General features: G+C 59.5%; 20 protein-coding genes. 13 read left to right on the plus strand and 7 right to left on the minus strand.

Features of this window, described 5'->3' with window-relative positions:
* From SYNCC9605_RS10965 to SYNCC9605_RS10980, 4 genes are all read left to right on the plus strand, one after another.
* The gene (locus tag SYNCC9605_RS10965; RefSeq protein ID WP_011365137.1) at positions 1–2,952 is read left to right on the plus strand and encodes a phycobilisome rod-core linker polypeptide; all 2,952 of its coding nucleotides are present in this window, start codon (positions 1–3) and stop codon (positions 2,950–2,952) included.
* A 409-nt stretch (positions 2,953–3,361) separates the two neighbouring features.
* Positions 3,362–3,847 carry an allophycocyanin subunit alpha gene (locus tag SYNCC9605_RS10970; RefSeq protein WP_011365138.1) on the plus strand — a complete coding sequence of 162 codons (486 nt, stop codon included), beginning with the start codon at positions 3,362–3,364 and terminating at the stop codon, positions 3,845–3,847.
* A 39-nt stretch (positions 3,848–3,886) separates the two neighbouring features.
* Positions 3,887–4,375 (plus strand): allophycocyanin subunit beta, encoded by a 489-nt coding sequence (apcB, locus tag SYNCC9605_RS10975; protein WP_006849956.1) that lies wholly within the window; start codon positions 3,887–3,889, stop codon positions 4,373–4,375.
* A 5-nt stretch (positions 4,376–4,380) separates the two neighbouring features.
* Positions 4,381–4,581, plus strand: coding sequence for a phycobilisome linker polypeptide (locus tag SYNCC9605_RS10980; RefSeq protein WP_006851140.1), 201 nt, complete (start codon positions 4,381–4,383; stop codon positions 4,579–4,581).
* A gap of 56 nt (positions 4,582–4,637) precedes the next feature.
* On the opposite strand, the gene SYNCC9605_RS10985 is transcribed toward SYNCC9605_RS10980, so the two are convergent.
* Positions 4,638–5,444, minus strand: coding sequence for a TlyA family RNA methyltransferase (locus SYNCC9605_RS10985; RefSeq protein WP_011365139.1), 807 nt, complete (start codon positions 5,442–5,444; stop codon positions 4,638–4,640).
* A 94-nt stretch (positions 5,445–5,538) separates the two neighbouring features.
* On the opposite strand from SYNCC9605_RS10985, the gene SYNCC9605_RS10990 reads away from it, so the two are divergent.
* From SYNCC9605_RS10990 to SYNCC9605_RS11005, 4 genes are all read left to right on the plus strand, one after another.
* Positions 5,539–5,739 (plus strand): hypothetical protein, encoded by a 201-nt coding sequence (locus tag SYNCC9605_RS10990; protein WP_041435153.1) that lies wholly within the window; start codon positions 5,539–5,541, stop codon positions 5,737–5,739.
* A 250-nt stretch (positions 5,740–5,989) separates the two neighbouring features.
* Positions 5,990–7,087 carry an FtsW/RodA/SpoVE family cell cycle protein gene (locus tag SYNCC9605_RS10995; protein ID WP_257930028.1) on the plus strand — a complete coding sequence of 366 codons (1,098 nt, stop codon included), beginning with the start codon at positions 5,990–5,992 and terminating at the stop codon, positions 7,085–7,087.
* Between the two features lie 78 nt (positions 7,088–7,165).
* Positions 7,166–7,855 (plus strand): cytochrome c biogenesis CcdA family protein, encoded by a 690-nt coding sequence (locus tag SYNCC9605_RS11000; protein ID WP_198002508.1) that lies wholly within the window; start codon positions 7,166–7,168, stop codon positions 7,853–7,855.
* A 5-nt stretch (positions 7,856–7,860) separates the two neighbouring features.
* A complete protein-coding gene (locus tag SYNCC9605_RS11005; RefSeq protein ID WP_011365143.1) occupies positions 7,861–9,159 on the plus strand; it encodes a cytochrome c biogenesis protein ResB in 1,299 nt (432 codons plus the stop codon).
* On the opposite strand, the gene queF is transcribed toward SYNCC9605_RS11005, so the two are convergent.
* On the minus strand, positions 9,147–9,536 hold the full coding sequence (queF, locus tag SYNCC9605_RS11010; protein ID WP_011365144.1) for a preQ(1) synthase: 390 nt from the start codon (positions 9,534–9,536) through the stop codon (positions 9,147–9,149). The genes SYNCC9605_RS11005 and queF overlap by 13 nt on opposite strands.
* Positions 9,537–9,661: 125 nt before the next feature.
* Here queF and SYNCC9605_RS11015 point away from each other — a divergent pair, with 125 nt between their 5' ends.
* Entirely contained in the window at positions 9,662–10,000 is a 339-nt protein-coding gene (locus tag SYNCC9605_RS11015) for a P-II family nitrogen regulator (RefSeq protein ID WP_011365145.1), read from the plus strand.
* A 21-nt stretch (positions 10,001–10,021) separates the two neighbouring features.
* Here SYNCC9605_RS11015 and SYNCC9605_RS15715 read toward each other — a convergent pair whose 3' ends face one another.
* Both SYNCC9605_RS15715 and SYNCC9605_RS11020 read right to left on the minus strand, forming a co-directional pair.
* Complete coding sequence (locus SYNCC9605_RS15715; protein ID WP_011365146.1) at positions 10,022–10,327, minus strand: hypothetical protein; 306 nt, start codon at positions 10,325–10,327, stop codon at positions 10,022–10,024.
* Positions 10,299–10,925, minus strand: a complete 627-nt coding sequence (locus tag SYNCC9605_RS11020) for an N-acetylmuramoyl-L-alanine amidase (protein WP_011365147.1) — start codon at positions 10,923–10,925, stop codon at positions 10,299–10,301. The genes SYNCC9605_RS15715 and SYNCC9605_RS11020 overlap by 29 nt, the downstream gene beginning before the upstream one ends.
* A gap of 107 nt (positions 10,926–11,032) precedes the next feature.
* Between SYNCC9605_RS11020 and purB the strand changes: the two genes are divergently transcribed.
* Positions 11,033–12,328 (plus strand): adenylosuccinate lyase, encoded by a 1,296-nt coding sequence (purB, locus tag SYNCC9605_RS11025; protein ID WP_011365148.1) that lies wholly within the window; start codon positions 11,033–11,035, stop codon positions 12,326–12,328.
* On the opposite strand, the gene SYNCC9605_RS11030 is transcribed toward purB, so the two are convergent.
* Positions 12,329–13,426: an SLBB domain-containing protein gene (locus SYNCC9605_RS11030; protein ID WP_257929290.1), complete on the minus strand. Its 1,098-nt coding sequence runs from the start codon at positions 13,424–13,426 to the stop codon at positions 12,329–12,331. It abuts the gene before it with no gap.
* A 240-nt stretch (positions 13,427–13,666) separates the two neighbouring features.
* On the opposite strand from SYNCC9605_RS11030, the gene SYNCC9605_RS11035 reads away from it, so the two are divergent.
* The 3 genes from SYNCC9605_RS11035 to SYNCC9605_RS11045 are packed head-to-tail and all read left to right on the plus strand — an operon-like array spanning position 13,667 to position 16,206.
* Positions 13,667–14,605 (plus strand): GNAT family N-acyltransferase, encoded by a 939-nt coding sequence (locus SYNCC9605_RS11035; RefSeq protein WP_011365150.1) that lies wholly within the window; start codon positions 13,667–13,669, stop codon positions 14,603–14,605.
* A gap of 42 nt (positions 14,606–14,647) precedes the next feature.
* Entirely contained in the window at positions 14,648–14,935 is a 288-nt protein-coding gene (locus SYNCC9605_RS11040) for an acyl carrier protein (RefSeq protein WP_257930029.1), read from the plus strand.
* Positions 14,936–14,937: 2 nt separating this feature from the next.
* On the plus strand, positions 14,938–16,206 hold the full coding sequence (locus tag SYNCC9605_RS11045) for a beta-ketoacyl-[acyl-carrier-protein] synthase family protein (RefSeq protein WP_041435155.1): 1,269 nt from the start codon (positions 14,938–14,940) through the stop codon (positions 16,204–16,206).
* Here the strand turns inward: SYNCC9605_RS11045 and SYNCC9605_RS14095 are convergent.
* Entirely contained in the window at positions 16,169–16,894 is a 726-nt protein-coding gene (locus SYNCC9605_RS14095) for a 1-acyl-sn-glycerol-3-phosphate acyltransferase (RefSeq protein WP_198002451.1), read from the minus strand. The genes SYNCC9605_RS11045 and SYNCC9605_RS14095 overlap by 38 nt on opposite strands.
* 58 nt (positions 16,895–16,952) lie before the next feature.
* Positions 16,953–18,842: a capsular biosynthesis protein gene (locus SYNCC9605_RS11055; protein ID WP_257929293.1), complete on the minus strand. Its 1,890-nt coding sequence runs from the start codon at positions 18,840–18,842 to the stop codon at positions 16,953–16,955.
* Between the last annotated feature and the right edge of the window lie 41 nt (positions 18,843–18,883).

The raw sequence follows: 18,883 nt of genomic DNA on the forward strand, positions 1-18,883 counted from the left end.
ATGACAGTGACCGCCAGCAGCGGCAGCCCGCGCGTGTCTCCCCAACTGTTCGACACGCTGCCGCTCTCCAGCGTCCGTCAGGCAGAGCAGCAGGATCGATTCCCTGACATTGGGGAACTGGACAGTCTTGTGACCTTCTTCCGCACCGGTCAGGACCGGATCGAAGCGTCCCGGATCATTGCGGCCAACGCCGAGGCCATCGTGGCCCGCGCCGCCAACAGAATTTTTGTGGGAGGCACGCCCCTCTCCTTCCTTGAAGCCCCACTTACAACAGGAGAAACCGGCCGTTCAACCGGTCAGGAAGGCACTCCGCTGGCAGCTGACCAAGCCGCGTTTGAGCAGTCGGTGCGCACGTTCACTGGCGATAGCGGCACAAAAAAAAGAGGCAACTTCCTGACGCGTCTTCTCGAAGGGGCCGGTGGGGATGCTGATATTCGTGTGGTGCTTCCCACAGGCTTCAACGCCATCAGCGTGGCCAAATACGGCCCGGCCTTCATGCGCAAGTCAGTGCGTGACATGGGTTGGTTCCTGCGCTATGTGGGTTACGCACTGGTCGCCGGAGACCCCAGCATCCTTGCGGTGAACACCCGCGGGCTGCGGGACATCCTTCTCGAAAACTGCTCCCTGGCCGCCACCAATGTGGCCCTTCAGGAAATGCGTGCCGCCTCAGCGGAACTACTGCGGGATCGTCCTGAAGCCCGTCAGATGACCATCGACTGCTTCAACGTTCTGTTGCAAGAGCTGGCCATCCCCACCCCCAGCACCAAGCAACGCCAGGGGAGTGCGGTGCAACAGGGCCTGCAGCTGCCCGCGATCTATGCCCTGGCATCCGAAGGACGCCAGCTGTTTGAAATGCGGCCGGGTCTGTCGGGTGCCGAAAAAGCAGAAATCATCCGTGCCGCTTACCGCCAGGTTTTTGAGCGAGACATCGCCAAGGGCTACTCCCAGACCCCCTGTTCAGACAAAGCCAGCGCAGTCGCCCAGGGCCAGATCTCAATGCGCGAATTCGTTCGTGCCCTCGGCCGTAGCAAGGAATACCGCCAGCAGTTCCACGACGGTTTCGTCAACAGCCGCGTGGTGGAACTGGCTTACCGCCACTTCCTCGGCCGGGGCATCAGCTCCCTCGAGGAATTCCGCAAGTCATTCGCGATCCTCAGCGACCAGGGCCTCAATGGCCTGGTGGATGTGCTGGTGAACTCTTCGGAATACGCCCAGGCCTTCGGAGAGGAAACCGTTCCCTATCTGCGGGATCTCGGCACGGAAGCTCAGGAAAGTGCCGGCTGGGGCTCCAACCGCAAGCTGTTCAACTTCAGCGCCCCGTTCGATGGCGCACCGCAGTACGTCACCCTCTACGCCTCCTACCGCCAGCCCTTTGCCGACCAGCACGTCTACGGCGGTGGCAATGATCCGGTGGCGAACAAATTCGGCGCCATCTTCCCGAGCGGAACGGCCTCGGTGGCCACCCGACCAGCCCCCTACGGCTACGACAGTCGCCGATTGCTCGTGAGCAACGGCCTCAACAGCCCTGGCCAACTGGACAGCGACAGTTTCCGCAAGAGCCGCCCCCGCAAGGGTGGTCCGCGTGTGATGCGACTTCAGCAGATCGCCACGGGTGGCACTGTGAATCCAGGTCGAGGTGGTCAGCCCAGCGTTCGCACCACTGAAGCCAGCACCCAAGCCGTTATCAAGGCTGTTTACGTGCAAGTGCTCGGCAATGGTGGCTATGCGGGAGAGCGCATGAGCTCTGATGAAGCCCGCCTCGAAAACGGAGACATCTCACTAAGGGATTTTGTTCGGGCAGTTGCCAAATCCGATGCTTTCCGACGCCGCTACTGGAGCGGTCTTTACATCGTGAAGGCGATCGAAGTGATGCATCGGCGTTTGCTGGGCCGACCCACCTTCGGCCGCTGGGAAATCGATGCGCTCTTCGATACAGCCGCAAGACAGGGCTTCTTCGGCGTGGTGGACGCACTAATCGACAGCAAGGACTACAGCGAAGCTTTTGGGGCCGACACAGTTCCCTACGAACGTTTCATTACACCCGGTGATGTAACTGCACGCCGAACTCCAGGCTGGTCACGTGCTCTCAATCTTGAGGCTGCCGCTGACCTCACCCTCAGCAGCCGTCCCGAAACACAGCGGTCCGAGGCATTCCGCAGTAGTGGCGATGTGACGCCACGCAACCTGCCCGACACGCAAAAGACAGCCACCCAAGACTTCACGACAAAGACGAGCGGAAATGCCGCTGCGCCCAGTTGGCTCTCGGTAGTGCGTCAACAACGTCTTGCGTCCAACAGGACTGGCTTCCCTATGCGGCGAGCCAGCAACTCAACGCCAACCAGCATTGGTGGCCGGTCATGGAGCGTTGAGCTGATTTCTTCCAACGCGCGGAGCGGGCAAGCACTCCCACGCATGGGCATGGCTCTTGTCACAGAAGGCGCTGAAGGATTCCGCTTGCGGGGTGGACTTCCCGCGACGCTGGAGCTGAAACAGCCGTACAGCGAAGATGAGCTCGAGACTGCTGTGAATGCAACTTACAAGCAGCTTCTCAACCGTGTCCCCACAGGGAATGAGCGTCTGATCAGCGCGGAATCACGGCTGCGCAATCAGGACATTGACCTGACCGAGTTCATTGCTGAGGTAGCGATGAGCGAAGCGTTTCAGAACCGAATCGCCACAATGGCACCCCTTCGAGCCGCGTCTGCGGCAGGTTTGGCTCTGCTGGGACGCGCCACCACCCCAGCGGAGACCAGCCGCTTCCTGATCACCCGCGCTCAAGCGGGTCATGGCGCTGCCGTGACTGAACTTTTGGCGGAACGGATCAGCACGACGGTGCCCCGCATCGACGGCATGGCGACCACATCAGGGGTCAACCAAGCCACCATCCAGCGCACGGCCTCGCTCTACCGCGGCAATGCCGGCCTGAATCCCCCCAAGGGCGACGCGATCTGATCCTCAGGTCTCCATTTCCCTGACAAACAGCCTCCACAAATCACGGTGGTTTGTGTGATCTGATCCCGGTGAAGTAAGGCTTCATCGGGATCATTTTTGTGCGTCGTGACCACATCAGGTTCGATCTCGCAGATCGCAGTGATGCCAAGGCTTCTTTGCAGAACAAACGCGCCGTGAAGAACTGTTACCCGGCCAAATTTCCCTGGCCATCGCCAGCGCAGAATGCAACAGCCGAATCCAAGGGAGCGAGCTCACCCCGGTCAGTGTTGACCGATGTGAACAAGTCTCGCTCCCAACGCTTCGACCCCCTGTCCCAGCCTTTAGTCTGGGACACGATCCCTCGGGATCACCCCTTATTCACCGGATACCGGTCTCCTACGGGCGGCCGCTTGTTTCGAGGCAGAACTGCATGAGCATCGTCTCCAACTCGATCATCAACGCGGACGCCGAAGCCCGCTACCTCAGCCCTGGCGAACTCGACCAGATCAAAGCCTTCGTCACCGGCGGTCAACGCCGTCTGCGCGTGGCCCAGGTCCTGTGCGAGAGCCGCGAGCGCATCGTCAAGCAGGCTGGTGGTCAGCTTTTCCAGAAGCGTCCCGATGTCATCTCCCCCGGCGGCAACGCCTACGGCGAAGAGATGACCGCCACATGTCTGCGTGACATGGATTATTACCTCCGCCTCGTCACCTACGGCATCGTTGCCGGTGACGTGACCCCGATCGAAGAGATCGGTGTGATTGGCGCCAAAGAGCTCTACCGCTCCCTGGGCACACCCCTGGAAGCATTGGCTGAATCCGTGCGCGAAATGAAAATTGTCGCCATGGGCCTCCTCACCGGAGCCGACGCAGAGGAAGCCGGCACCTACTTCGACTACGTGGTTGGCTCCCTCGCCTGAACCGCACGCTGATTTTCCCTCTCGCCTCCTCACCGATCCATGCAAGACGCCATCACCAACGTCATCAACAAGTCGGACGTCCAGGGGCTTTACCTGGACACGGCTTCGATGGGCAGCCTCGAGTCGTATTTCGCCAGTGGTGAACTACGTGTGCGCGCTGCTGCCACCATCAGCGCTAACGCTTCGGCCATCATCCGTGATGCCGTTGCCAAAGCCCTGCTGTACTCGGACATTACCCGTCCCGGCGGCAACATGTACACCACTCGCCGCTACGCCGCCTGCATTCGCGACCTGGACTATTACCTGCGGTATTCCACCTACGCCATGCTGGCCGGAGATACCTCGATCCTCGACGAGCGTGTTCTGAACGGCCTCAAGGAGACCTACAACTCCCTGGGCGTTCCCATCGGCGCCACCGTTCAGGCCATCCAAGCCATGAAGGAAGTCACCGCCGGACTTGTCGGCCCTGATGCCGGCAAGGAAATGGGTGTTTACTTCGACTACATCTGCTCCGGTCTCGGCAACTGAGCCCCATGCGGTTGTTCAAAGTCACCGCCTGCATCCCCAGCCCTGAAAAGGTTCGGACGCAGCGCGAATTGCAGAACACCTTCTTCACCAAGTGGGTGCCCTACGACAGCTGGTTCGCTGAACAACAGCGCATCCAAAAGCAGGGCGGCCGCATCATCAAGGTGGAGCTCTGCACCGGGGGTCAGCAGGTCAACGTCGGCAACTGAACTCCGCTCCAAAGCAAATCCCAAGCCCGGTTCACTACCGGGCTTTTTTTTGGCCATCAACCGTGGAGGGTCTGCGCCACCAAAACATCGAGATCCGGAAAAACAGCGGCATCTCCCTCCCCCAACCAGAGCACATACTCGTGGTTGCCGGCAGGCCCGGTGATGGGTGAAGCCACCAAGCCCTGGGGCTGCCAACCCGATTCTGCTGCTGCTGCAATCACCGATTCAATGGCATCCCTGTGGGCCGCAGGGTCACGCACCACGCCCCCTTTTCCGACCCGGCTCTTGCCCACCTCAAACTGCGGCTTCACCAGCACCAGAGCATCGGTCTCTGGGCCCCGCAACAGCCGGCGCAAGGCTGGAAGAATCAGCCGCAGAGAAATGAACGACACATCGGTGACGGCCAAACTGGGCCAGGGATCGCCAGCTCCATAGAGATCGTCGGGCTGCAGATGGCGCAGGTTGGTGCGTTCCCGCAGCACCACCCGTTCGTCAGTCCGCAAGCTCCAGGCCGTCTGGCCGTAACCCACATCAACGCCATAAACACGAGAAGCGCCGTGCTGCAGCAGGCAATCGGTAAATCCCCCTGTGGAGATGCCGCCGTCCAGGCAGACACGCTCCTTCACCGGCACAGGGAAAGCCCTCAAGCCCTCTAGCAGTTTTTCGCCCCCTCGAGAGACAAAGCGGGGGGGCTGCTCCACCACAAGTTCTCGCTCCGGCGTCACCTCTGTTCCGGGCTTATCCAACAGGTTCCCGGAACCATCCCGCACCTTTCCAGCACGAATCAATTGCTGCGCCTGTTGGCGTGAACTGACCAATCCACGGGTCAGGAGTTCCAGATCAAGACGCTGTTTGGACGCCATTGCGACATAAAAGCAGACCGATTCCGAAGAAATCCGGCGATCCAGCGGCTGGAACGTGTTCTGCCTGGAGGATTTTTAATTCTCGTCGAGCGACGTGTCCAACCACCGCCCTAAACCCGCCAAGGTGGTGCCGCTGTTGCGGCCGGGCAGCTTTGTGCGGCTCGATAACCAGCCCTCCGACCTGCCGCCCTTTCAAGTTCTTCACTGCCGCGGGGGACGCTGCTGGGTGCGCCAGCAATCCTGGGGATCCCAAGTGCAATGGGAAGTTGAGCATGAGCGCTTGAACGCTGCATAAACGAAACCACTGCTTACCAACGCCTGCAAAGACTCCTAGCCAACAATTCTGTTCAATCAGTGCCTTGGCAAGGCAACCATTTCACGGCTCAATGGAGCATTGACGCTGTTTGAGCAAACGTTTGGGTCAAGCGACAACCCTCCAAAGAGCCTCGGGACGACGGGGACAACAAGAGGCTCAGAAGTCGACTTTGATCCAGCGGCTGCTGCCCCTGCCTTGGCAGCTCTGGCCTGCGGAAGCTCGCCTACTGATGGGGCTGGCCGGATTCTGGAGTGTGGCAGGGCTGGTGGTGCTCGCGTCCGCAAGTTGGTGGGTGGCCCTGCGAGAAATGGGCGACGGCGGCTTTTACCTCAAGCGGCAGGCCATCTGGCTAATGGCCAGTTGGAGTTTGCTGGGCATCACGATCTCCACCAACCTTCGGCGCTGGCTGCGCTGGTCAGGCCCGGGGCTATGGATTGGCTGCCTGTTGATCGCCGCCACACTGGTGATGGGCACCACAGTGAACGGCGCCAGCCGTTGGCTGGTGCTGGGCCCACTGCAGATGCAGCCCTCGGAGCTGGTGAAACCCTTTGTGGTGCTGCAGGCCGCCAACCTGTTCGCTCCCTGGAACCGCATGAGCCTCGACCAAAAGCTGCTTTGGCTGGGGAGCTTCGGCGGGCTGTTGCTGCTGATCCTCAAGCAACCCAACCTCTCCACAGCGGCCCTGATGGGACTCACCCTCTGGATGGTGGCCATAGCGGCCGGCCTGCGCTGGCGCAGCCTGCTGGGCACCGCCCTTGCGGGATCGCTGCTGGGCACCTCCAGCATTTTGATCAATGAATATCAGCGGATCCGGGTGGTGTCGTTTCTGGATCCCTGGAACGATCCGATGGGAGATGGCTATCAGCTGGTGCAGAGCCTGCTGGCGATCGGATCGGGCGGTTGGATGGGGCAGGGCTATGGCCTCTCCACCCAAAAGCTCCAATACCTGCCGATCCAGAGCACCGATTTCATCTACGCGGTATTCGCCGAGGAATTTGGATTCGTGGGCTCGGTGCTGCTGCTGCTGTTCCTGATGCTGGTGGCCTGGGTGGGGCTGCGGGTGACCCTGCGCTGCCGAAGCAACCAGGCACGGCTTGTGGCCATCGGCTGCAGCACGATCCTGGTGGGCCAGTCGATCCTGAACATCGCGGTCGCCTCTGGGGCGATGCCCACCACCGGTCTGCCACTGCCCTTGATCAGCTACGGCGGCAACTCGCTGATATCGAGCCTGGTGATCCTGGGCCTGCTGATCCGCTGTTCACTGGAATCCACCGGCTTGATCGGCGGGCGATCCCATGGGCTACAACGGTCGCTGGGTCGACGCTGAGCCTGGTCTGGTGACAGGCTTGCCTGGATAGGCTTTGCACACTTAGGGGCACCTGTGGATCTGCTGCTGCTCTCCGATATGGCTCAGAGCAGCGAAAAGCTGCTGCAGAGCGCACTCGCGGATCCAGGTCCACTGACGCTGGCACTGGTGTTTGGTGGCGGCGCCCTCACCAGCCTTGGGCCCTGTTCCCTGTCATTGCTGCCGGTGACGCTGGCCTACCTGGCGGGCTTTGACGATGGCCAACCGGCCTGGCAGCGCAGCCTCGCCTTCTGCGGCGGCATCGTCGGTGCCTTGGTGGTGCTGGGAAGCATCAGCGGACTGCTGGGCCGGATCTACGGCCAGGTGCCAGCACTGATCCCCACATTGGTGGCGATCCTGGCGATAGCGATGGGGCTCAACCTGCTGGGAGTGCTGCGGATTCCACTGCCCAGCGGCCCGGATCCGGAGCAATGGCGTCAGAAGGTGCCGGCCCCGCTGGCGCCGGTGGCGGCAGGACTGGCTTTCGGGCTGGCGGCCTCACCCTGCACCACCCCCGTGTTGGCGGTCCTGCTGGGCTGGATTGCCCAGAGCGGACGTCCCCTGGCAGGGGTAGCCCTGCTCAGCAGCTTCGGCATCGGCCAGGTGCTGCCCCTGTTGCTGGCGGGCACCTTTGCAGCAGCCATTCCCAAACTGCTCGCCCTGCGGGGCATCAGTCGCTGGGTGCCGCCAGCCAGCGGAGTGGTGCTGCTCACCAGCGGTCTGCTCACCCTGCTGGCCCGCTGGAGCTGATGGGGATGGCGAGCGGGATGGGCCCACTGAAACGCCTGGCCGCCTGGTTCAGCGATCTGCGGCTGGCCATCGTGCTTCTGCTGCTGATTGCTCTGGCCAGTGCCGTGGGCACCGGCATCCCCCAGGGGGATCCACCCTCGAGCTACATCGATGCCTACTCCGATACCCCCTGGCTGGGGCTGCTCCACGGCGAGCAGGTGCTGCAGTTGCAGCTCGATCATGTGTATTCCAGCGGCTGGTTTCTGGCCCTACTGGCCTGGCTGGGGCTCGCCCTGATCCTCTGCAGTTGGCGCCGTCAGTGGCCAGCACTGATGGCGGCCCGGCGCTGGATCGACTACCGCACCACACGCCAGCTGAGCAAATTGGCCATCGCCGAAAGCCAGCCCTGCCCCGACACGAGCCAGGGGCTGACGCAGCTGGAGACGGTGCTGCGGGCCAGCGGCTGGCAGGTGCAACGCAAGCCCCAGCGGTTGGCGGCCCGACGAGGCGCCATCGGCCGGGTGGGGCCCCTCTTGGTGCACACCGGCCTGGTGCTGCTGATGCTGGGCGCCGCCTGGGGCGCCCTGGCGGGGAACCGCCTTGAGCGATTCCTGGCCCCCGGCCGCAGCCTCGATCTGCTGGATCGTGATGGCACCAGTCAGCTGACGATCACCCTGGACCGCTTCGCCATTGATCGGGACCCGGCGGGCCGAACGGAACAGTTCCGCTCAGCTCTGAAGCTGCAGGGACCCAACCAAAGCTTGGATGCTGAAATCAGCGTCAATCACCCGCTGCGGCACCGGGGCATTACCGTTTACCAGGCCGATTGGTCGCTCGCGACAATCAGCCTGCAGATCGGACGCAGCCCCGTGCTGGAGCTGCCCTTGCAGACCTATCCGGAGCTGGGCGATCAGATCTGGGGTCTGGTGCTGCCGACCCGCCCCGATGGAACAGAACCAGTGTTTCTAAGCCTGGAGAGCGAACAGGGTCCCGCCACAGTGTTCGATGCCGACGGCCAGCAGCTCGCCCGGCTGCGACCGGGTGGACCCTCAGCAGAAGTCAAAGGCTTGCCGATGCGGGTCGATGCGGTGCTGCCGGCGAGCGGGCTGCTGCTCAAACGGGATCCTGGGGTCCCGCTGGTGTACCTGGGCTTCGCAGTGCTGCTTGTGGGCGGTGGGTTGAGCCTCGTGGCCACCCGGCAGCTGTGGGCCATAGCTGCCGATGGAACCCTCAGCGTGGGTGGCCTCTGCAACCGCAACCTTGCCGCCTTCGCCACTGAATTGCCTCAGTTGCTGCAGCAGGTGGTGGTCGATCAGCAGGGCTGACGGGTGCCGTGACTCACTCGTACCACGGTGTGCACGTTGCCGCGGGGGTTGAAATCGGCTTCCAGCTGCATCCACACCGGATCAGTAGCCGCCACCAGATCGTCAAGGATACGGTTGGTGACCTCCTCATGGGAGATTGACTGATCGCGGTAGCTGTTCACATACAGCTTGATCGCCTTCAGCTCCACCACCCGCGGCCCGGGTTGATAAATCATGCGCAGCACCGCGAAATCGGGATAGCCGGAGAAGGGGCATTTGCAGGTGAATTCCGGCAGCTCGATCGACACCTCATAGGGGCGCCCAGGCCGGGGGTTGTCGAAGCAGATCAGCTCGGCTTCTGCGATGGCGCGTTCGCCGTAGAGGGGGGTCTGGGTCAAAGGGCTGAGGGATCCAGTTCTGATCCGCGACCCTAGGAAGTCAAGCTTCGGCAGCGTTCTGTAACAGCCGCCACGCACGGCTCCGAGAACCGGGGCATCCTTGATACCAGATCCGTACTCCCCCCATGAAAAAGGTCGAAGCAATCATTCGTCCTTTCAAGCTGGAAGACGTCAAGGTGGCGCTGGTTGAGGCTGGCATCATCGGGATGACCGTAAGCGAAGTGCGGGGATTCGGCCGCCAGAAAGGCCAGGTGGAGCGCTACCGCGGCTCGGAATTCACCGTTGAATTTCTGCAGAAACTGAAGATTGAAGTGGTGGTCGAGGACGACCGCGTCGAAGAGGTGGTCGAGTCGATCGCTGATGCCGCCCGCACCGGTGAAATCGGTGACGGCAAGATCTTCATCAGCCCCGTGGAATCGGTGGTTCGCATCCGCACCGGCGACCGCGACAGCACGGCACTCTGAGTCTGTAACGCCAGAACAGCCCTATCCGCCGCGACGTTCTCCAAGCCTGAGCGGATTGAAACCAATGGAGATGCCGAATTCCTCGGCGAATTCCACCACCCGACACCAGGCCCGGTCCCCATCAGTTCCGGGCCGAAGAATTCCCCGAAGAATCACCGGGGCTGAGCCGCTCTGGAGCGACATCTCAAACAGCGGCCAACCCACCTCAGCCTGAACACCTTCCTTACGAAAGGTGGGGCTAACATCCATGGCTCCGATGAGAACCCTGCGGTGGCTTGCATCCCAGGCGAACGGCAGCTCATAACGCTCCAGCAGATTGGACGCCAAGGCCCAGGAGCGGCCAAGGCATCCAACTGAACCGAGAGCTCACGGCCTCGGGCCTGAATGGTGGTGGTGCCCCGGAAGGCAAGCAGGTCCTGCTCAAACAAAACAGCGCATCCGACTTCCGCATCAGGGCCTGAATGCGATGCCGCAGCTGCTCTCCTCCGTCGGTGGCACCGTTCTTGGACAGCTGAAGCAGATCCCAGCGCTCCCCCGTCCCGCCCCAGATCACCGGTCCGTAGTTGTCGTGCATCCAACGACCATCGCGGTTGGTGGCTGCTTCGGCATTGGTCATCACCCGCTCCACCGTGATCTGATCCGCGCCCCAGCCCCAGCTGCGGGCAACGGCAGCGGCCTCGGCACAGAGGCTGTTGAGTTGGGAATCCGTTAGGGGCTGTGTCCATGGATCGGGCACACCGCCCATGCAGGCACAGGAGAGCGCAACGCTGTTGCGGTTGCGGCCGTAGGTGTGAGCCAGCAGATCCACGTTGTAATCATGCAACCGGTGCACACGGCCATCACCGCTGATGATCGAGTGATAGTGCCCAGGGCGGATCCAGTCGTAGGGCGTTGCAGTCCAGTGCAGGTAGAGCGTCGGGGTCATGGCCCAAGGATGGCGACAATCCAGAGGTCGAACGACAGCACAGGGGCTCTCTCAGGCGCGCGGAGGCGGCCCCATAGATTTGTTGGGTTGTTCAACCGAGCGCGCCGGTGATTGAGCGTTACACCCTTCCTGAGATGGGAGCCGTCTGGAGTGAGCAGGCGAAATTCCAGAGCTGGCTTGATGTGGAGATCGCTGCCACCGAAGCCAACTGCAGGCTCGGCCGCGTGCCCCAAGAGGCCCTCGACACCATCAAGTCGAAGGCCAGCTTCGAGGTGGAGCGCATCCTCGAAATCGAAGCCGAGGTGCGCCACGACGTGATCGCCTTCCTCACCAACGTGAGTGAGCAGGTGGGTGATGCCGGGCGCCACATCCATGTGGGCATGACCAGCAGCGACGTGCTGGACACCGGCGTGGCCCTGCAGCTGAAGCGTTCCGTGGCCCTGCTGCGCACCGAACTCGATGCCCTGGCCGAGGCTCTGCGCGACCTGGCCCGAGCCCACAAAGGCACCGAAATGATCGGCCGCTCCCATGCCATCCACGGCGAACCGATCACCTTCGGGTTCAAGGTGGCTGGCTGGCTGGCGGAAACCGAACGCAACCGGATTCGATTGGATCGGCTCGAGCAGGATGTGGCGGTGGGCCAGGTGAGCGGTGCCATGGGCACCTATGCCAACACCGATCCCCAGGTGGAAGCCATTGCCTGCGAGATCCTCGGTCTCACCCCCGATACCGCCAGCACCCAAGTGATCTCCCGCGATCGCCATGCCGACTACGTGCAGACCCTCGCCCTGGTGGGCGCCTCCCTGGAGCGCTTCTCCACCGAGATCCGCAACCTCCAGCGCACCGACGTGCTGGAAGTGGAGGAAAACTTCGCCAAGGGCCAGAAGGGCAGCTCCGCCATGCCCCACAAACGAAATCCGATCCGCAGTGAACGGATCAGCGGTCTGGCCCGGGTTCTGCGCAGCTACACCATTGCTGCCCTTGAGAACGTGGCCCTCTGGCACGAGCGCGACATCAGCCACAGCTCCACGGAGCGAATGATGCTTCCCGATTGCTCAGTCACCCTGCACTTCATGCTGCGGGAAATGACCAGCGTGGTGAAGGGTCTTGGGATCTACCCCGAGAACATGCGACGCAACATGAATGTGTATGGCGGCGTGGTGTTCAGCCAGCGGGTGTTACTCGCTCTTGTGGGCACCGGCATGAGCCGAGAGGAGGCTTACCGAGTCGTTCAACGCAACGCCCACACGGCCTGGAACACCGCCGGCGGCGACTTCCGCGCCAACCTTGAAGCGGATGGCGATGTCACCAGCCGGTTGTCGGCAGCCGAACTGGCCGACTGCTTCAGCACCGCATTGCACCAGGAGAATCTGGGCGTGATCTGGGACCGACTGGGGATTTAATCAACGGCCGACATTCGACGGCATTGGCAAACCAAGTAAGCGGTACACCGAGACCGCATCCACAACCGGCTCAAACGGCAGCATGGCGTCGGTCATCGTGTCGGTGACCTTGGTGAAGGTGTTGCGGTCCACCACCACGACGTCGCCATTGCGCAGGGGCGGATTGTTGGCACTACTGAGGACAGCATTGGGCTCGTAGCGCAACTGCTTCACCGTGGGGCGTCCCTTTCGATCAATGCGGATCAGGTTCACGCGCTTCACACTGCCGCGTCGGGTGACTCCTCCGGAGGCAAGGATCGCGCTAGATAAAGGTGCATTCGAACCGATTTGGACCACGCCTGGGGCTAAAACCTCACCAACAACTTGCACATTGATTGCCGCCGGGGCGAAGTTCGAAGCAGAAGCTGTCAACAAGTCCAGATTGGTAGCTGTTTTCGCCTTGTGCACTCTGATGCTGTCGCCGTCATAGATCAGAGGATTCGGGGCAAAACCTCCCTCCTTCAAAACGGTCAGATAGTCGAAAATGAAGCTCTGAGTTTGACCACCAGGGGCGGGAGAGGGGCGCAGCAGTTCCAATCGGCCCAGATCACCAGTCGCTGAAAGTCCGCCAGCTTTTTGAATCACATCCACCATGGTCGGCCAGCCGCCGCCATCGCTTCCAACACTTACATCAGAGAGATCGCTCGTCGAACCCAGGGATGCATCACCGTTGACAGGCAAAGTGAAAACACCTGGGCGAGCGACCTCGCCCGTGACCGTGACCCGAACCGGACGCTGTTTCACAAGGTCCAGGTAGACCAACGGTCGCCGCAGAAATCGGCTGTAACCGTCAGTAATACGTTGACGCGCTTCCTCAAGCGTCAATCCCCAAACTTCAACCGTTCCCAGTCGCGGCAGGTTGATGGTGCCATCGCTCAACACCTGAACCTCAGCCTCGTAACCATCGATCTTGAACACTGAGGTCACCAGCTGATCCCCAGGAGCAAGGCGATAGCGGTAACCCCTCGGAGGCAGGCCAGGAGTGGTTGGGAGCGGGGGCGGTGCCTGCAGCGCCAAGGTGGGCTGGGCCTCCACCTCCCACTCCATTGGGGCGGTCAACTTCGACTTCCGATTGCGCTTGGGCCAGTTCCTTGCAATCGATTCGTTCGTCTTAAGCCAGTTGATCCGCTCTTCAGCCCGAAGGCCTTCACCAAAAACCCCTGAGATCGAACAAAGAACTGCTGCTGCAACACCTGCGGTGAGACCTGTCTTTGTAAGGGGCATAACCATGGGTGGAACTCAGTCAGCAGCCAAATGGACGACAATCTTCCCGCATAATGCGATCCAGGGATATGGACCATGACGCAGACCGGACCATCAGCGCAGAGTGACGTCCTGCTTCCTCACGGTTGGCGAGACGCCAATCACACGAGCAGCATGTTGTTCCGCCTCGACGGTCTAGAGCTTCATCTGATCCCCGGAGAAAAATTTAAAGTCGTCGCAGATGCCGTTGGCACACTGCGGGAATCCACCTACCGCCAACAGCTCTCCGGGTCAGGCAACACCCGGGACCTCGATGGCCGCGACTCGGCTTATGACCATCTGATCCTGTTGGAGCCCAGCAGCGGAGCCCTCGCCGGGTCCGCCCGGTTGCAATTCGTTCCTCAATTCATGGCCGCCGAGGAGCTCCCTGGTAGCCAACAGTCCTACCTGGAGCACGTCTATCCCGGCATCAAAGCGACGCTGGCGCAGCAAACACATCACGTGGAGATCGGTCGGGTTGCTCTAGCCCCACGATTTCAGCGCCAACCGCACTCTCTGATGGCTTTGTTCCGCGGAGGCCTCCTGATCGCAGCCCACTCGGGATTCAGCATCCTGCACGGATTGGTCTCTTACAACCACTTCGCCCACAGCGATGCCGTCAATGCAGCCTTTCTCAGTGCGTTGATGCGCCCTCCTTATCGCAGAACGAGCCCGGCATTACCGCCACCACGACACCCGATCAACGCCATCCAGCCACGTAACACCCCCCACCCGATCAGCAACGTTCAGGCATTAGAGCTGGCTATCCGACAGGACCACAGCGAAGACTTCCGTCTTCCTGTGCTGTTGCGCCAGTATTTCAACCTGATGGAAGCCAAGGTCTGCGACCTCTCCTTGGCACGGGATTTCAACCAGATCACGGAAATTTTGATGGCCGCCGATCTCTCACGCTTGCCGAAGGATCGCCTGGCCTTCTTCATCGACGTTGATCATCAACCCGTCTACCAGCAATTCAGCTGGTACCGAGGCAAGTGATAAACGAAGCGGCACTGGTACTTTGGCTGGATCAAAAGGTTGGTGGTGTTGAGAGAGGGATCTCCCGATAAGCAAGAGCTAGAGGGCCGCCTCGTCGAGATCCTGCATCGCATTTCCGGCGCCGACCCTGCAGCGATCACCCCGGATGCCCGTCTGATGGAAGACATCGGAATTGATTCCTTGGGGTTTTACGAAATCCTGATCGAGGCCGACACCTGTTTCGGTATTCGTATCCAGGAGGAGCAACTCCTGCAATTCAAGACGGTGGGTGATATTCAGAACCATCTGGCATCGCTCGATATCGATCCCCCCAACGCCCAAACCGCCTAACCATGGCAGTACGGCAGCACATCTCCCAGCGGGTCTCGATCGTGGGCTGGGGTTCCGTATCACCCCTGGGCTGTGACGCCGAATCAACCTGGGAAAGCGTCCTGGCGGAGCGCTCCGGCATCAGCTCCCTGACGGCAGACTGGAGCAAAGATCTACCGGTACGCATTTCTGGATGCGTGCCCGTTGCCGCCACCCAATCCCTTGAGCCTCTGCTGCAACGGCGCTCTGACCGCTGCGCACAACTGGGTTTGCTGGCTGCTCGAAAGGCCTGGGCCATGGCCTCAGCAGCCATCGGAAGCATTGACCCAGCCCGAGTTGCTGTGGTGCTGGGGACCGGGATCGGCGGACTCCACACCATGCATGAACAGCACAATCAGCTGACCCACGGAGGGCCGGCACGGGTCAATCCACTCACCGTGCCAATGCTGATCCCTGATGCGGCTTCTGGCCAAGTAGCCATCGACCTAGGCCTTCACGGAGGTGCGCACACCCCAGTCTCGGCCTGCGCGTCGGGAGCTGAGGCAATGATGCTGGCCCAGATGCTGCTCAACGACAAGCGTGCCGATCTCGTGCTGGCCGGCGGCACCGAAGCACCCGTGAACCGGCTTGGGCTTGTCGGCTTCTCGGCCATGAGGGCTCTCTCCTGCAGAAACGATGCCCCTGAGCAGGCGTCCCGGCCTTACGGCAAAGACCGTGACGGGTTCGTGCTTTCGGAAGGAGCAGGAGTCCTAGCGATGATGCGAGAGGAAGACACCCCAAGAGGTTCAGCTCTTGGCTGGCAACTCGCCTGCGGCAGCAGCAGCGACGGCCATCACATCGTGGCACCAGAACCCCAAGGGATCCAGGCGAGTCGAGCCATTGAAGATGCTCTCAATCGTGCCGGAATTGAACCGCGGGATCTGTGCGCCGTTCAGGCCCACGCCACCGGCACCGTTCTGGGTGACCTCGCTGAAGCACGCTCCCTCCGAAGGAGTCTCGGACATGCCGCTGACCACCTCCCCGTGTTTGCACCCAAGGGACAACTCGGGCATTTACTGGGAGCAGCAGGAGCGGTTGAGGCAATCATTGGGATTCAAGCCCTTCACAAAGGAATACTTCCAAGAACGATCAATTCAGACCCTCTAGATCCAGAAATCAACATCAATGTAACGACAGAAAAGCCTGTCAAATTAAAAAATACAAGCAAAGAACAATTTATGCTGAAAAATTCATTTGGATTTGGTGGTCACAATATCAGCATTGTTCTTTCCTCGAGCAGTAAAAATCTATAACCGCAGGCTCAAATGACTTCTTTGGCAGACTGACTGGTATGGAATCTAAATCTTCCTCATAGAGCGAGCACGTTATCTCTGCCTCTGGAGCCATCAAGCGCTTCACCAAAATCGCAAAAGGACTGTAAAGATCATTTCTCGAAAGGCCAATATCTCCATATCTAAACACCCAAGGCGCAATACGTGTTGAAAATTTTCTTGCGAGAACTTGTGGGCTTCTTGAGGCACGCTGATAAATCGATGTCACAAGCGAGCCATTCGGGGCAATAATCATTTGCCCGTGCGTTGACATGACGTCGAAAGACTTCAAAACAGATGCTCGCCTAGACTCCGAATCCATATGATCAAGAAGAATATGACCAGCGTTGCTGGCACAACGGTCAAAAAAAGGCAATATTTTTCCAAGATGCGAACTTGCTGTCGTGATACTAGGAATCCTCAAATAGCCCTGAATAATGAAGACATCCAAGGGGTTTTCATGATTATAGATATGAACATATCCTCTCGCTGGTACCGACCAATCAAAATTGGACTTGACAACAACATTTACACCCAAAGATTTTAATAGTTGACGTGAAAAAACTGATGACAACAGGGAAGCAGATTTTTTGTAGCCCAGCACCAGCAACGGGAGCTGAGCCAAATAAGCAAGATACGCACTAAGAAGCAAAAAAAGACGTGCAAACAACCTACTAAAGACAGTGATTAGTCTCATACAATCGATAAAATTGACACTTTAATCGACATCAACTAAAAAACATCGACTCAACTTTCATCACAAATTCTTCGGCATTCATACCTGAAGGACAGTTGATAGCAGACGAACGAGCTCGTCTAGCCCTGACAAGCAAGACCGGCGAAGCGAGACGAGAACAAAAAAGTCTCAAGAATTTATCCACAGTGTTAATATTAAAATCAACGCTGTTTTCATAAACAAAAATCCAAGGAACGATCAACAAATTGCATGAACGACAAACGGACCAAAAACTCTTCACAAGCTCTCGATTATTCGCAGCAAAGGGAATGCAAATTTGCCTACCCCCGACACACAGATCAGTATAAGAATTTATATTCTCATTACTTTCGTCAATCGACAGATCAACACCAGAACATCTCTCGAAACGCAAATTTCCTGAATCTGCAAACAAAGTGTTTAGCCCAAAAGAACCCCGAGCAACGAGCAAATCAAACCAGCTGGATTGATCATAAACTTGAATAATGTTGAATCCAACACGCTCACAAACCTGACTGTCATCAACAATCACCTGGACGCCAAGGGATCGCAACAGGAACGCTGACAGAATTGAAAATAATTTGTCAGCAGAATCACGCCATTTCATCCACACACATACATTCATCAGCGCGAACAAAGCCAGAGCCAAGGTGAGACAGAAAAGTCGGCAGAAAATTCTCCCTAACAACTGCAAGGCATTAACTGAATTTTCAGGAATTAAGACCGGCAGGCGTGGGCTGGGGGGGAGCTGACGGGCCTCCGGACCGATTGGGAAGGTGGTGCGGAAGGGGAAGTCCCCATCGAAATTGCCATTCACCTGGGTGGTGAGCACCAGATGGTTATAGAAGCGATAGAACAGGGCTCGATTGCTAGGCTGAGGATCACACCAAAAGCCGTCGAGAGGTTTCTGATCCGTCAATCCCTCCAGGTTGTAGAAGGTGTGCCCCATCGTCTTGGTGGGCACCGCATGGAACAGGGCTTGCAGCCCCACGGTGCTATTCACCGTGATCACCCCACGGCAAGTGCGCAGATAGCGGCTGAGGGGGCCATCGTGGAAGTAGTGCACCCGGCCTGTGACGCCGTATTGCTTAGCAAGCAGACGGATTAAAGAGGCGTAGTTGTTGTAGCCCCGATCCCGGGGATGGTGCTTGAAGGCCAGGTGGTCGGAGGCGTGCGCATGGCCGGCAAAGGATCGAATCACGTCTTCGATGAAGTCGTGCATGCCCCGGTAAGGCGACCCCATCTGAATCTGGGAATCACTGGAGACCTGCAGAACAGCCAGGAAGAACGAGCAGTGTTCAAGCAACCGCTGCTTCACCGATTGTTCCTGCCAGCGGTAAAGCCAGTAGCGCCAGCTTCCACGCACTTGACACCAGAGAAACCTGGGCGAGGGCTGAAGTTTGTGCTCACCCTCGATGATCGGGTAGCGGGTGAAGGCGTGCTGAATGAACGTCGGGGCCTTCCAGGCTTTGCGCCAGCGCCAACCGGGATCAAGAACGATGTTCTGGGGCAGCTGGTCGCAGGGGGGCAGCTCCCGATAAAAAATCGCTGGCTTGTTGAGATTGGAGCGGGCATTGACCCGATCCCGCTCGAGAGTCACATAGTTGGGGCGCAGATAACCCAGCTCAAACACCCAGGCCTCAACCCCAAGGTTGCGTGCTTCTTCAATGGCGATTCGATGGGGAATGATGAAATCGCCATACATAAAAATGTGGCGAATGCCCCGTTCCTCAATCAGCCGACGCAGGAAGGGACGCCAGCTGTCCATCCCCTTGCTGTAAGACACACAAACATCGGCCGGGAAGCCGAATTCCCTCAGGGGGAACGCCACCTTGGTCACCGGGATGCCACAGCCCTGCAGGTAGCGGCAGAAACGAGCAAAGAACAGACCGATGGGGCCCATCAACAGCAGCACAGGCCCGTCGATTCGCACCTGTACGAGAG

Origin of the sequence: Synechococcus sp. CC9605 (assembly GCF_000012625.1) — a bacterium.
GTDB lineage: Bacteria > Cyanobacteriota > Cyanobacteriia > PCC-6307 > Cyanobiaceae > Parasynechococcus.